General features: G+C 63.3%; 14 protein-coding genes. All 14 read left to right on the top strand.

Features of this window, described 5'->3' with window-relative positions; translation table 11 throughout:
- The first annotated feature begins 11 nt into the window (after positions 1-11).
- The 14 genes from nuoH (at position 12) to J8I34_RS19600 (ending at position 13107) form a co-directional block, all read left to right on the top strand.
- On the top strand, positions 12-1076 hold the full coding sequence (nuoH, locus tag J8I34_RS19665; protein ID WP_029044765.1) for an NADH-quinone oxidoreductase subunit NuoH: 1065 nt from the start codon (positions 12-14) through the stop codon (positions 1074-1076).
- Between the two features lie 74 nt (positions 1077-1150).
- Positions 1151-1642, top strand: a complete 492-nt coding sequence (gene nuoI, locus J8I34_RS19660) for an NADH-quinone oxidoreductase subunit NuoI (RefSeq protein WP_022534067.1) — start codon at positions 1151-1153, stop codon at positions 1640-1642.
- A gap of 175 nt (positions 1643-1817) precedes the next feature.
- Positions 1818-2462, top strand: coding sequence for an NADH-quinone oxidoreductase subunit J (locus J8I34_RS19655; protein WP_029044764.1), 645 nt, complete (start codon positions 1818-1820; stop codon positions 2460-2462).
- Positions 2463-2478: 16 nt separating this feature from the next.
- The gene (gene nuoK, locus J8I34_RS19650) at positions 2479-2784 is read left to right on the top strand and encodes an NADH-quinone oxidoreductase subunit NuoK (protein ID WP_029044763.1); all 306 of its coding nucleotides are present in this window, start codon (positions 2479-2481) and stop codon (positions 2782-2784) included.
- Between the two features lie 58 nt (positions 2785-2842).
- On the top strand, positions 2843-4930 hold the full coding sequence (gene nuoL, locus J8I34_RS19645; protein ID WP_029044762.1) for an NADH-quinone oxidoreductase subunit L: 2088 nt from the start codon (positions 2843-2845) through the stop codon (positions 4928-4930).
- A 27-nt stretch (positions 4931-4957) separates the two neighbouring features.
- Positions 4958-6424, top strand: coding sequence for an NADH-quinone oxidoreductase subunit M (locus tag J8I34_RS19640; RefSeq protein ID WP_209775531.1), 1467 nt, complete (start codon positions 4958-4960; stop codon positions 6422-6424).
- Between the two features lie 18 nt (positions 6425-6442).
- Positions 6443-7918 carry an NADH-quinone oxidoreductase subunit NuoN gene (gene nuoN, locus J8I34_RS19635; RefSeq protein WP_029044760.1) on the top strand — a complete coding sequence of 492 codons (1476 nt, stop codon included), beginning with the start codon at positions 6443-6445 and terminating at the stop codon, positions 7916-7918.
- Between the two features lie 13 nt (positions 7919-7931).
- Positions 7932-8240 carry a DUF2818 family protein gene (locus J8I34_RS19630; RefSeq protein ID WP_029044759.1) on the top strand — a complete coding sequence of 103 codons (309 nt, stop codon included), beginning with the start codon at positions 7932-7934 and terminating at the stop codon, positions 8238-8240.
- Positions 8241-8283: 43 nt separating this feature from the next.
- Complete coding sequence (locus tag J8I34_RS19625) at positions 8284-8919, top strand: NUDIX domain-containing protein (protein WP_029044758.1); 636 nt, start codon at positions 8284-8286, stop codon at positions 8917-8919.
- Positions 8920-9090: 171 nt separating this feature from the next.
- Positions 9091-9546 carry a DUF1178 family protein gene (locus J8I34_RS19620; RefSeq protein WP_029044757.1) on the top strand — a complete coding sequence of 152 codons (456 nt, stop codon included), beginning with the start codon at positions 9091-9093 and terminating at the stop codon, positions 9544-9546.
- A gap of 97 nt (positions 9547-9643) precedes the next feature.
- Positions 9644-10846 (top strand): acyl-CoA dehydrogenase family protein, encoded by a 1203-nt coding sequence (locus J8I34_RS19615; RefSeq protein WP_029044756.1) that lies wholly within the window; start codon positions 9644-9646, stop codon positions 10844-10846.
- 13 nt (positions 10847-10859) lie between these two features.
- Positions 10860-11978: an acyl-CoA dehydrogenase family protein gene (locus J8I34_RS19610; protein WP_029044755.1), complete on the top strand. Its 1119-nt coding sequence runs from the start codon at positions 10860-10862 to the stop codon at positions 11976-11978.
- Between the two features lie 172 nt (positions 11979-12150).
- The gene (locus J8I34_RS19605) at positions 12151-12594 is read left to right on the top strand and encodes a MaoC family dehydratase (protein ID WP_029044754.1); all 444 of its coding nucleotides are present in this window, start codon (positions 12151-12153) and stop codon (positions 12592-12594) included.
- Between the two features lie 36 nt (positions 12595-12630).
- Complete coding sequence (locus J8I34_RS19600) at positions 12631-13107, top strand: MaoC family dehydratase (protein WP_029044753.1); 477 nt, start codon at positions 12631-12633, stop codon at positions 13105-13107.
- Positions 13108-13171: the final 64 nt, after the last annotated feature.

Genomic DNA, 13171 nt, shown 5'->3' with positions numbered 1-13171 from the left:
GAGAAGAAGACATGATTGACTGGATTACCTCGCAAGGGCAGGGCGTACTGGGCGCGTACTGGACGCCGCTGTGGATCCTGATCCGCGCCGTGCTGATCGTGGTGCCCCTGCTGCTGTGCGTGGCTTACCTGATCCTGTGGGAGCGCAAGCTGATCGGCTGGATGCACGTCCGTCTGGGCCCGAACCGCGTCGGCCCGCTCGGCCTGCTGCAGCCGATCGCCGACGTGCTGAAGCTGCTGCTCAAGGAAGTCATGATGCCGACGCAGGTCAGCCGCGGCATGTACCTGATCGCGCCGCTGATGGTGCTGATGCCTGCTGTCGCGGTCTGGGCGGTGATTCCGTTCCAGGCCGAAGTGGTGATGGCGGACGTCAATGCCGGCCTGCTGTACGTGATGGCGATCAGCTCGGTCGGCGTCTACGGCGTGATCCTGGCCGGCTGGGCCTCGAACTCCAAGTACGCCTTCATCGGCGCCATGCGCGCCGCGGCACAGATGGTGTCGTATGAAATCGCCATGGGCTTCGCGCTGGTGACGGTGCTGATGGTCGCCGGCAGCCTGAACCTGTCGGCCATCGTCAACGGCCAGAACACCGGCTACTTCGCCGACATGGGCATCAACATCCTGTCGTGGAACTGGCTGCCGCTGCTGCCGATGTTCGGCGTCTACTTCATCTCGGGCGTGGCCGAAACCAACCGCCACCCGTTCGACGTGGTGGAAGGCGAGTCGGAAATCGTGGCCGGCCACATGATTGAATATTCGGGCATGGGCTTCGCGCTGTTCTTCCTGGCCGAGTACATCAACATGATCATCATCTCGGCGATGACCGCGCTGATGTTCCTGGGCGGCTGGGCGCCTCCGTTCTCGAGCGTGGTCACCAATGCGGTCCCCGGTTTCTTCTGGCTGCTGATCAAGGTTTTCCTGCTGCTGTCGGTCTTTATCTGGATCCGTGCATCGTTCCCGCGCTACCGCTATGACCAGATCATGCGCCTGGGCTGGAAGGTGTTCATTCCGCTGACCGTGGTGTGGCTGATCATCGTGGCGATCTGGATCAAGTCGCCGTGGAACATCTGGCCCTGAACAGCCAAGCGACGGTGCGCCGCCTGCAACACGGCAGAGCGCGCACCGCGTGGAAATACTAGGAAGCAATCGTCATGCTGCTCGCCATCAAGGACTTCTTCAACAGCCTGCTCCTGAAGGAACTCTTCAAGGGCATGGCGCTGACCGGCCGCTATCTCTTCGCGCGCAAGGTCACCGTCCAGTTTCCGGAAGAGAAAACGCCGATCTCGCCGCGCTTCCGTGGCCTGCACGCGCTGCGCCGCTATCCGAACGGCGAAGAGCGCTGCATTGCCTGCAAGCTGTGCGAAGCGGTGTGCCCGGCGCTGGCCATCACCATCGAGTCGGACGTGCGCAACGACGGCACGCGCCGTACCACCCGCTACGACATCGACCTGACCAAGTGCATTTTCTGCGGTTTCTGCGAAGAGGCTTGCCCGGTCGACGCCATCGTGGAAACGCAGATCCTGGAGTACCACGGCGAGAAGCGCGGCGACCTGTACTTCACCAAGGACATGCTGCTGGCAGTGGGCGACCGCTACGAGCCGCAGATCGCGGCGGCCAAGGCTGCCGACGCCAAGTATCGCTGACCGGCGCCAGGCGCCAAACGGCAGGGCTGCCGAAAGTATCAGACGTAGCGGCCGCTGCCACCGAATTTGAATACGGTCCCTCCAATGTGAGGGCCAAAGCAAGGATGCCGCAGGAGCGGGCCACCCGAAGGGGATGGCTTGTGCCGGACGGCCCTGAGAGGATCCGATAGGAACCATGGAACTCACGACCACCATCTTCTACGTCTTTGCGCTGGTGCTGGTGCTCTCCGCACTGAAAGTCATCACTGCGAAGAACCCGGTGCACTCCGCACTGTTCCTCGTGCTGTCGTTCTTTACGGCGGCCGCGATCTGGATGCTGCTCAAGGCGGAATTCCTCGCCATCCTGCTGGTGCTGGTCTATGTCGGCGCGGTGATGGTGCTGTTCCTGTTCGTGGTGATGATGATCGATATCGATATCGAGCACCTGCGCCGCGATTTCTGGACCTACGTGCCGATGGCCTCGGTGGTGGGCGCGCTGATCATTGCCGAGATGGCGATCGTGCTGGTGCGCAACTTCATCGGCACCACCACGCCGGTGGCCGCCAGCGGGTCGCAGGAGCCGGGCTACACGAACACCGGCGCGCTCGGCAAGCTGATCTACACCGACTACATCTACGCCTTCGAAGTGGCCGGCATCATCCTGCTGGTGGCCATCATCGCCGCCGTGGCGCTGACCCTGCGCCGCCGCAAGGACACCAAGGCCCAGGACGTGTCGGCGCAGCTGCGTACCCGCCGCGACGAGCGCGTGCGCCTGGTGCCGATGCAGGCCGAAGTCCAGAACCCGCAGACGGAAGCCGCGGCTGCCGCCAATAAGAACTAAAGCCCGGAGAAACGCTGTGCTCTCTCTCGCCCACTTCCTCGTGCTCGGTGCGATCCTGTTCGCGATCAGCATCGTCGGCATCTTCCTGAACCGCAAGAACGTGATCGTGCTGCTGATGGCGATCGAACTGATGCTGCTTGCGGTGAACATCAACTTCGTCGCCTTCTCGCATTACCTGGGCGACCTGGCTGGTCAGGTTTTCGTTTTCTTCATCCTTACGGTGGCCGCCGCCGAGTCGGCAATCGGTCTGGCAATCCTGGTCGTGCTGTTCCGCAACCTGGATACGATCAACGTGGACGACATGGACACCCTGAAGTACTGATCCGTGCCGCACTACGCAGATAACCAAGACTCACCGACCGCACACCAATAAGCGTCCTATGGCAACCACGCTCAACCCCAACCTGCTGCTCGCGATTGCGCTGGCGCCGCTAGTCGGCTCAGCAATCGCCGGCCTGTTCGGTACCAAGTTCTTCGACCTGTTTTCCTCGGAGTCGCGCGGCGGCCGGATGGTGGCGCATTCCGCGACCATCCTGGGCGTGGCTATTTCCTTCGTGCTGTCTGTGATGGTGCTGCTCGACGTGATGAACGGCGCCGGCTACAACGGCACCGTCTACGAGTGGATGGCCATCGGCAGCCTGAAGATGGAGGTCGGCTTCCTGGTCGACTCGCTGACCGCGATGATGATGGTCGTGGTGACCTTCGTCTCGCTGATGGTGCATATCTACACCGTCGGCTACATGGACGGGGATCCCGGCTACAACCGCTTCTTTGCCTACATCTCGCTCTTCACTTTCTCGATGCTGATGCTGGTGATGAGCAACAACTTCCTGCAGCTGTTCTTCGGCTGGGAAGCGGTGGGCCTGGTGTCGTACCTGCTGATCGGCTTCTGGTACACGCGCCCGACGGCGATCTTCGCCAACCTGAAGGCGTTCCTGGTCAACCGCGTGGGTGACTTCGGCTTTATCCTGGGCATCGGCCTGCTGCTGGCCTACAGCGGCAGCATGAACTACACCGAAGTATTCGCCGCGCGCGACCAGCTGGCTACCGTGGTTTTCCCGGGCACCGACTGGATGATGATCACCGTCGCGTGCATCTGCCTGTTCATCGGCGCGATGGGCAAGTCGGCGCAGTTCCCGCTGCACGTCTGGCTGCCTGACTCGATGGAAGGTCCGACCCCGATCTCCGCGCTGATCCACGCGGCAACGATGGTGACCGCGGGCATCTTCATGGTCGCGCGCATGTCGCCGCTGTTCGAGCTGTCGGATGCCGCGCTGTCGTTCGTGCTGGTGATCGGCGCCATCACCGCGCTGTTCATGGGCTTCCTGGGCATCATCCAGAACGACATCAAGCGTGTGGTCGCGTACTCGACGCTGTCGCAGCTGGGCTACATGACCGTGGCGCTGGGCGCATCGGCCTACTCGGTGGCGGTGTTCCACCTGATGACGCACGCCTTCTTCAAGGCGCTGCTGTTCCTGGGCGCGGGCTCGGTCATCATCGGCATGCACCACGACCAGGACATCCGCAACATGGGCGGCCTGCGCAAGTACATGCCGATCACCTGGATCACGTCGCTGGTGGGTTCGCTGGCGCTGATCGGCACGCCGTTCTTCGCGGGCTTCTATTCCAAGGACTCGATCATCGAGGCCGTGGCCGAGTCGCATATCGCCGGTTCGGGCTTTGCCTACTACGCCGTGCTGGCCGGCGTGTTCGTGACCGCGTTCTACTCGTTCCGCATGTACTTCCTGGTCTTCCACGGCAAGGAGCGCTGGGGCCAGAACCATGCGCACCAGCACCATGAGGGCGACCACGAGGACGAGGAAGTCTCGCACGACCACCACCATGGCCTGGCCGCCGGCGAGAAGCCGCACGAGTCGCCGTGGGTGGTGACCCTGCCGCTGGTGCTGCTGGCGATCCCGTCGGTGATTGTCGGCGCTATCGCGATCGAGCCGATGCTGTTCGGCAACTTCTTCAAGATGGGCATCGCCTTCAAGGACGTGATCTTCGTCGGTGAGAACCACCACGCCATGGCCGAGCTGAAGGAAGCGTTCCACGGCTGGGTGCCGATGGCGATCCACTCGCTGACGACGCCCGTGCTGTGGCTGGCCGTCGCCGGTGTCGTGCTGTCGTGGTTCTTCTACATGAAGCGCCCGGATATCCCCGAGGCCATCGCGAACCGCTTCTCGGGCCTGTACAAGCTGCTGGACAACAAGTACTACATGGACGCCATCAACCAGGCCGTGTTCGCCCGCGGTGCACGCCTGCTCGGTACCGGCCTGTGGAAGGGCGGCGACCAGAGCCTGATCGACGGCCTGTTCGTCAACGGCGCGGCGCGTGTGGTGGCATCGTTCGCTTCGGCCAGCCGCTACCTGCAGTCGGGCTACATCTACCACTACGCGTTCGCGATGATCGTCGGCATGCTGGTGCTGCTGACGCTGACGATCACGGGCGTGATCGGCACCAAGTGATAGGCACCAAGTAAGGAAAACATAGAAATGGTTCTGTCTTTCTCAATCTGGCTGCCTGTCTTTTTTGGCCTGCTGATCCTCGCCTTCGGCTCGGACCGTAGCCCTGGCTTCGTGCGGTGGATGTCGCTGTTCGGCTCGATCGTCAGCTTTATCGTCACGCTGCCGCTGGTATTCCACTTCGACCGCGCCACCGCGGCGATGCAGTTCATGGAAAAAGCGAACTGGATCGAGCGCTTCAATATCCAGTACCTGCTGGGCGTTGACGGCATCTCGATGTGGTTCGTGGTGCTGACCGCCTTCATCACGGTGATCGTGGTGATCTCGGCCTGGGAAGTGATCACCGAGCGCGTGGCTGAATACATGGCCTCGTTCCTGATCCTGTCGGGCCTGATGATCGGCGTCTTCTGCGCGCTGGACGGCATGCTGTTCTACGTGTTCTTCGAGGCCACGCTGATCCCGATGTACATCATCATCGGCGTGTGGGGCGGCGCGAACCGCGTCTACGCGGCCTTCAAGTTCTTCCTGTACACGCTGCTGGGCTCGCTGCTGACGCTGGTCGCGCTGCTGTACCTGTACAACAAGACCGGCACCTTCCAGATCCTGGAATGGCACCAGGCCAAGCTGTCGATGAACGAGCAGATCGTGCTGTTCATTGCCTTCTTCGCCGCGTTCTCGGTCAAGGTGCCGATGTGGCCGGTGCACACCTGGCTGCCTGACGCCCACGTGGAAGCGCCGACCGGCGGTTCGGTGGTGCTGGCCGCCATCATGCTGAAGCTGGGCGCCTACGGCTTCCTGCGGTTCTCGCTGCCGATCGCGCCCGACGCCAGCCACTACCTGGCCCCGTTCATCATCACCATCTCGCTGATCGCGGTGATCTACATCGGCCTGGTCGCGCTGGTGCAGGCTGACATGAAGAAGCTGGTGGCGTACTCGTCGATCGCCCACATGGGCTTCGTCACGCTGGGCTTCTTCATCTTCAGCGACATCGGCGTCGAGGGCGGCATCGTGCAGATGATCTCGCACGGCTTTATCTCGGGCGCGATGTTCCTTTGCATCGGCGTACTGTACGACCGCGTGCACTCGCGCCAGATCGCCGACTACGGCGGCGTGGTCAACACCATGCCCAAGTTCGCGGCGCTGGTGGTGTTCTTTGCGATGGCCAACTGCGGCCTGCCGGCCACCTCGGGCTTCGTCGGCGAATTCATGGTGATCCTGGGTGCGGTCAAGTTCGACTTCTGGATCGGCGTGCTGGCAGCCACCGCCCTGATCTTCGGCGCCGCCTACTCGCTGTGGATGGTCAAGCGCGTGATCTTCGGCGACGTTGTGCACCAGCATGTGCGCGAGCTGGCCGACCTGAACAAGCGTGAATTCGTCATGCTCGGCCTGCTGGCCATCATGACCCTGTACATGGGCCTGCACCCGAAGCCCTTTACCGACGTGATGCACCCGTCCGTGGTCAACCTGCTGCAGCACGCGGCGCAGTCGAAGCTGTAATCGGGGAGAGATATCAATATGCAACCGTCCTCGACACTCGCCCCCGTGGCGCCGATCATCTTTCTGGCGATCGCCATCGCCGCGATCAACTGGATCGACCTGGCCCGGGGCAAGGGCAAGCAGAGCGTGGCCTATCCGCTGTCGCTGCTGACCACGGCGGTGCTGACCGTCTGGTTCGGCATGAACGCCGCCGCCGGCGAGACGCACTATGCGTTCTCCAACCTGGTGGTGATCGACCCGATGGCCAACGTGCTGTCCGCGTTCTGCGCGGCCGGCCTGTTCATCACGCTGGTCTATACGCGCAGCTACCTGGCCGATCGCGACATGTTCGCCGGCGAGTTCTACATGCTGGCGCTGTTCACGCTGGGCGGCCAGATCGTGATGATCACCGGCAACAACTTCCTGACCCTGTACCTGGGCCTGGAACTGCTGTCGCTGTCGTCGTATGCGCTGGTGGCGCTGCGCCGCGAGTCGCGCGTGACGTCTGAGTCGGCGATGAAGTATTTCGTGCTGGGCGCGCTGGCTTCGGGTTTCCTGCTGTACGGCATCTCGATGATGTACGGCGCCACCGGTTCGCTGAACCTGGGCGAGGTGTTCCGCGTGGTCGAGTCGGGCCGCGTCAACACCACCATGCTGGCCTTCGGCGTGGTGTTCATCGTCGCCGGCCTGTCGTTCAAGCTGGGTGCCGCGCCGTTCCACATGTGGATCCCGGACATCTACCAGGGTTCGCCGACCGCGGTGACGCTGCTGATCGCGGGCGGCCCGAAGGTTGCCGCGTTCGCGCTGTTCATCCGCGTGCTGGTGGAAGGCCTGCTGCCGCTGGCCAACGATTGGCAGATGATGCTGGTGGTGCTGTCGATCATCTCGCTGGCGATCGGCAACCTGACCGCCATCGTCCAGTCCAACCTGAAGCGGATGCTGGCGTACTCGACCATTTCGCACATGGGCTTCGTGCTGCTGGGCCTGCTGTCGGGCGTGGTGGCCAGCAAGGCTGATGGCGCCGCCGATGCGTACAGTTCGGCGATGTTCTACTCGGTGACCTACCTGCTGACCACGCTGGGCACCTTCGGCATCATCCTGCTTCGTACCAGCAAGGGCTTCGAGGCCGAGACGCTGGAAGACCTGAAGGGCATGTCGCGCCGCAACCCGTGGTTCGCCTTCCTGATGCTGGTGATGATGTTCTCGCTGGCCGGCATTCCGCCGACCGTGGGCTTCTACGCCAAGCTGGCGGTGCTGGATGCGGTGATCAAGGCCGGCATGAGCTGGCTGGCCGTGGTCGCGGTGATGTTCTCGCTGATCGGCGCCTTCTACTATCTGCGCATCGTCAAGCTGATGTACTTCGATGAGCCGGTTGGCGAAGAGCAGCTGGAAGCGACTGCCGGCCTGCGCTCGGTGCTGAGCCTGAACGGCGCCGCTGTGATCGTGCTGGGCATTTTCCCGGCCGCGCTGATGAACCTGTGCTACCAGGCCATCCGCTCGACCCTGGGCTCCTGATCCGCCAATATCCATGAGCGCATCCGCAAGCGGCTGGTTTGTCATCCTGCTGGCACTCGTCAGTGCGAACCTGCCGTTTGTGAACCAGCGCCTGTTCATGGTGATCCCGCTCCGGTGGGCGCACAAGCCGCTGTGGCTGCGCCTGCTGGAGCTGATCGCCTGGTATGCGGTGGCCGGTGCCACCGGTTTCGCGGTGGAGGCCGGCCTCGGCAATGCCTTCCCGCAGGGCTGGCAGTTCTACGCCATCACCGCCTGCATGATGCTGGTGTTCGCCTTTCCGGGCTTCACCTGGCAATACCTCGTCAAACACCGCACGGCCTGAAGCCGGTCTTGTCGGCGCCGGGCCTGCCTGCTCCGGAGCGTCCATGACCGACAAGATCCAACGCGGCACCCATTCGCTCGCCGATTCCGCCGACCCCGCCGGAAACGACGACGCACTGAAAGAAGTCTGCGTCGCCTCGGCCACGGTCCATCGCGGCAAATTCCTCACCCTGAAGCAAGACATCGTCCGCCTGCCCGACGGCAAGCAGACCGGGCGCGAGTACATCGTGCATCCGGGCGCCGTGATGATGATCCCGTTGTTCGACGACGGCACCGTGCTGATGGAGCGGCAGTTCCGTTATCCGGTCGGCGAAGTCATGCTGGAATTCCCCGCCGGCAAGCTCGATCCGCAAGAGGGCGCGCAACGCTGCGGCGAACGCGAGTTGCAGGAAGAGACCGGCTATACGGCCAAACGCTGGGACTACCTGACGCGCATCCATCCGGTCATCTCTTACTCGACCGAGTTCATCGACATCTTCCTGGCGCGCGACCTGACGCATGGCGAGGCGCAGCTGGACGACGGCGAATTCCTGGAGACGTTCATCACGCCAGTGGGGCAGGTGATTGACTGGGTGCGCAGCGGCCGCATCACGGATGTGAAGACCATCATCGGCGCGTTCTGGCTCGAGAAAGTCGTTTCCGGTGCATGGCAGCCGGGCGAGCAGACAATGCCGCGCTGACTCGCTTCGGCAGCGGGGCGCGCACTGCGCTAAGCTGGGTGTAAAGGTGGTGAGCGCATGTGCCTAACACTGCATGTTCGTTCTCCGAACGGTCGTTCGAGAAAATTTAGCACGACCGTTCACAAAATTTCGATTCGCGGATAATATAGCTTTTGACGGGCTGGAAAGATCATGAAGGTGCTCGACCTGCGCTGCGCGCATGACCATCGTTTCGAGGGCTGGTTTGCCTCGGAGGAAGAAGCGCAGTCGCAAATCGCGCGCGACCTCGTCCAATGCCCGGTCTGTGGCGACCACGCCGTGACGCGGCTACCCAGCGCGCCGCGCCTGAACCTGTCAGGCGCGACCGCGCCGAAGGGTGCCGCCAAGCCGGCGCAACAAGCGGCAACCGCCGCGGCGCCGGCGACACTGCAAGCGCTGTACATGAAGGCAGTGAAGCAGGTGCTGGCCCAGACCGAGGACGTTGGCGAGCGCTTTGCCGAGGAGGCAAGGCGCATGCACTATGACGAAGCGCCGGAACGCGGCATCCGCGGCTCCGCTTCGCCAGAGGAAGTGCAGGCGCTGGCCGAGGAGGGCATCGAGACTTTCCCGCTTATCGTGCCGGATGCGCTGAAGCAGACGGCTCACTGAATTGCGTCCTGTGCCCGTTGCTGTCGGCGCATGACGCGCAAGGCAGAACAAACCGCCGGCAGCCTGAGACGATGCCGGCACCATCATGGAGACGGGCATGGATCTCAACTACTCGGCGTCCGACAACGCCTTCCGCGAGGAAGTGCGTAGCTGGCTCGAAGCCAACTTGCCGGCGGATATCCGCAGCAAGATTCTCAACCACCGCCGTCCGAACCGCGACGACCTGGTGCGCTGGCACAAGATCCTCGCCGGCAAGGGCTGGTCGGCGCCGCACTGGCCCGTCCAATTCGGCGGCACCGGCTGGAACGCCACCCAGCGCCATATCTGGGACGAAGAGAACGCCCGCGTCGGCGCGCCCGGCGTGCTGCCGTTCGGCGTGGCCATGGTGGCGCCCGTGATCATGAAGTACGGCAACGAGCAGCAGAAGTCGTACTACCTGCCGCGCATTCTGGACTGCACCGACTGGTGGTGCCAGGGCTATTCGGAGCCGGGCTCGGGTTCGGACCTGGCTTCGGTCAAGACCCGCGCCGAGCTGACCTCGGACGGCAAGCACTACATCGTCAACGGCCAGAAGACCTGGACCACGCTCGGCCAGCACGCCGACATGATTTTCTGCCTGGTGCGCACCGATCCGGAAGCCAAGAAGCAGGAGGGCATCTCCTTCCTGCTGATCGACATGAAGACGCCTGGCATCACCGTGCGTCCGATCATCATGCTCGACGAAGAGCATGAGGTGAATGAAGTCTTCTTTGATAACGTCAAGGTGCCGGTGGAGAACCGCGTCGGCGACGAGAACAAGGGCTGGACCTACGCCAAGTACCTGCTTGGCCATGAGCGTACCGGCATTGCGCGCGTGGGCAACTCCAAGCGCGAGCTGGGCTTCCTGAAGCGCGTGGCGCGCCAGCAGCAGAAGAATGGCAAGCCGCTGCTGGAGGATCCGGTGTTCGGCGCCAAGGTGGCCGCGCTGGAAATCGAACTGATGGCGCTGGAGATCACCGTGCTGCGCGTGGTGTCGAGCGAAGCCGCCGGCAAGGGCCCTGGCCCCGAAGCCTCGATGCTGAAGATCAAGGGCACCGAGATCCAGCAGTTGCTGACCGAGCTGATGGTCGAGGCCGTCGGCCCATATGCCCAGCCGTTTGACACGGCCTACCTGGAGTGCGAGACCGAGCACGCGGTGACCGGCAACGACGACGCCGCGCCGCTGGCCGCGTACTACTTCAACTATCGCAAGACCTCCATCTACGGCGGGTCCAACGAAATTCAGAAGAACATCATCAGCCAGATGATTCTGGGGCTGTGAGGAGACACGTAACATGAACTTCAATCTCAGCGACGAACAGAAGCAACTGGCCGACGCCGTCCGCCGTTTTGTCGAGAAAGACTACGGCTTCGAGGATCGCAAGAAGAACTACGAAAGCGCCGCCGGCTACGGCGAATCCGCCTGGGGCTCGCTGGTCGAGCTCGGCCTGACCGCGCTGCCGGTGCCGGAAGCGCAGGGCGGTTTCTCGGGCAAGGCGCTCGACATGATGGTGGTGCAGCAGGAGCTGGGCCGCGGGCTGGTGGTGGAGCCGTACCTGGCCACCGTGGTGGGTGCCTACGCACTCGGCCTGGCCGGCGGCCAGGATGCGCTGCTGGAGCAGGTCGCCGGCGGCGAACTGAAGCTGGCCGTGGCCTTCAACGAGCCGCAGGCGCGCTATGAACTGAACAACGTGCGCGTCACCGCCCGCGACGGCAAGCTCAACGGCCGCAAGACCGTGGTGCTGCATGGCGCGCAGGCCGACAAGCTGATCGTGTCGGCGCGCAGCAGCGGCGGCGATGCCGACCAGGATGGCATCTCGCTGTTCCTGGTCGACGCCAAGGGCGCCGGTGTCAGCATCAAGGACTACCGCACCATCGATAACCTGCGCGCGGCCGACATCACCTTCCAGGATGCGCCCGCCCAGTTGCTGGGCGAGGCCGGCAAGGCCTTCCCGGTGATCGAGCAAGTGGCCGACTATGCCGCGGTGCTGCTGTGCGCCGAGGCCGTGGGCGTGATGGACACCCTCAACGCCGCCACGCTGGAATATGCCAAGACGCGCCAGCAGTTCGGCCAGCCGATCGCGCGCTTCCAGGCGCTGCAGCACCGCATGGTCGAGATGTTCATCCATGCCGAGCAGTCGCGCTCGATCACGCTGCTGGCCGCGGCCCGCTTTGAAGAGGCTACGCCGGAAGAGCGCCGCCGCTACGTCTCCGCCGCCAAGGCGCGCGTGGGACAGGCTGCGCGCACGGTCGGCCAGGAAGCGGTGCAGATCCACGGCGGCATGGGCGTGACCAACGAATTGCCGGCCGCGCACATGTTCAAGCGGCTGACGCTGATCAACACCACCTTCGGCGACGTTGATCACCACCTGGGCCGGTTCGCTGCCCAGCCGGGGTTCCAGGAAGCAGCCTGATCCTCGCGTCTGCCATGCCAGTCAAAACCGCGCCGTAGTCCCAGGCGCGGTTTTTTTCTTTGCGCGCTGTTAGGGGCGGGTTCGGCAAATACGGACGCTCCGCCCCAGCCTGCGTGCGATCATCGTCAAGACAAGGCCATCCCCATTGCCATCCACAACGGAGAGACAATCAATGCTGTATTTCGAGGATTTTGAGGTCGGCAGCCGCCGTGAACTGGGTTCCTACGTCGTCACCGAGGAAGAGCTGCTCGCCTTTGCCCGCCAGTACGACCCGCAGCCGTTCCATATCGACAAGGAAGCCGCCGCCAGCAGCATCTACGGCGGGCTGATCTCGAGCGGCTGGATGACGTGCTCGATCATGATGCGCCTGCTGGTGCTGAGCACCACCGGCAAATCGGCCAGCATGGGCTCGCCCGGCGTGGACGAGATCCGCTGGATCAAGCCGGTCTATGCCGGCGACACGTTGACCGTGGTGCTCAACGTGCTGGACACGCGCCCCTCGCAATCGAAGCCCGACCGCGGCATCGTGCATACGCAGTGGGAAGCCACCAACCAGCGCGGAGAACTGGTCTGCACGGTCAAGGGCATGGGCATGTACGGCCGCCGCCCCGCATAACGACACATCCACCCACCCATCGAGGAGACAACCGAAATGCGTACCATCGCAACGCTGGAAGAGCTGGAAGGCCTGCAAGGGCAGGAAGTCGCGGTCAGCGACTGGATGGAGGTGACCCAGCAGCAGGTCAACCAGTTCGCCGAGGCCACCGGCGACCACCAGTGGATCCACGTCGACGTGGAGCGCGCCAGGAAGGAATCGCCCTATGGCGGCCCGATCGCCCACGGCTTCCTGACGCTGTCGCTGCTGCCCAGGTTCATGCATAACGCGCTGCACATGCCGTCGAAGATCGGCGTCAACTATGGCCTGAACCGCGTGCGTTTCACCGCACCCGTGCCGGTGGGCAGCAAATTACGGGCACGAATCAAGCTCCTCAAGGTCGAACGGCTCGATCCGCTGCCGAAGTCGCCCGAACTGCTGGGTGCCCAGTCCACGTGGGAGGTGACGATCGAGCGCGAAGGCAGCGAGCGTCCGGTATGTGTCGCGGAGTCGATTTCTCGCCGCTACGGATGAGCGGAAAACGACCGAGTCGCAGTTGAGCTGCGACAAAGCTTTTGATGCGCTGCGACAATATGCC

It is taken from the genome of Cupriavidus phytohabitans (assembly GCF_017815025.1).
Classification (GTDB): domain Bacteria; phylum Pseudomonadota; class Gammaproteobacteria; order Burkholderiales; family Burkholderiaceae; genus Cupriavidus.
The sequence above is the reverse complement of the archived record's forward strand: the minus strand, read 5'-3'. Positions and strand labels throughout refer to the sequence as shown.